General features: G+C 35.7%; 1 protein-coding gene. It reads right to left on the bottom strand.

The window, feature by feature from the left end; translation table 11 throughout:
- The coding region (locus ACYQZV_RS09075; protein ID WP_459895318.1) for a helix-turn-helix domain-containing protein at nucleotides 1–738 on the bottom strand (738 nt) is incomplete at its 3' end.
- Nucleotides 739–815: the final 77 nt, after the last annotated feature.

Genomic DNA, 815 nt, shown 5'->3' with positions numbered 1-815 from the left:
CTCTCCCATGAATTCAGTTCCATTGTCTGTCTGCACTTTGCCAATGCTAAATCCAAAATACTTCATAGCCTCTTGGATAAATAGCTTTGTATTCCTTGATGTTTTTCTCTCATATATCTTTGCGAACACTAGCCTGCTGTATTTATCTATAGCTGTGTACTGATAATAAGTTGTGCCTCTTAAAACAAGATGCTTTAGGTCTATTTGGATTACCTCTCCCGGAGCTCTAGCTCTAAGACTAGTTTTCGTTCTTCTCCTATTTTGGTTTTGCTTTCTCTTTTGCTTAATACTCTTTGTCCTCTCAATAAGACCAAAAGCTTTCAAAACCCTATACACTGTAGAAGGAGATACCTTTATACCTTTCTCTCTTTCTAAATATCTTGCTATCTTTTCTTTGCTCCAAGTGGGATTTTCATTTCTTACTCTTATTACATCAAGCTCGTATTGCTTTCTTACAGTAGGAGCTCTTTTTCTCAACGGAGTTTTAGGTCTATCTAGTAAACCTTTTAGCCCATGCTTCTCATACCTTCTTAGCCATTTGTAAAATGTAGTTCTTGATATGCCAAAGTGTCTACATGTTTTGGCTATATTACCTACATTTTTATAATACTCTATCCAACTAAGTCTAACTTTTGCTTCCCTTGTAAGCTTTATATCATTGACATACTTTAGCTTTTTAACTAAACTTGAAGGATAGAGGGTAAACAAAGTGGTCTGGGTACCTATCCTTCCCTTCATGGTACCCACCTCCTTTCTAATGTTGTGTAAGTTCTTCCTAAACTTTTAACCATAAAAGCTTACCTCCTTCATTTATT

It is taken from the genome of Hydrogenobaculum acidophilum (assembly GCF_054656715.1).
Note: the sequence above shows the minus strand (reverse complement) of the source record. Positions and strands in the feature narration are given on the sequence as shown.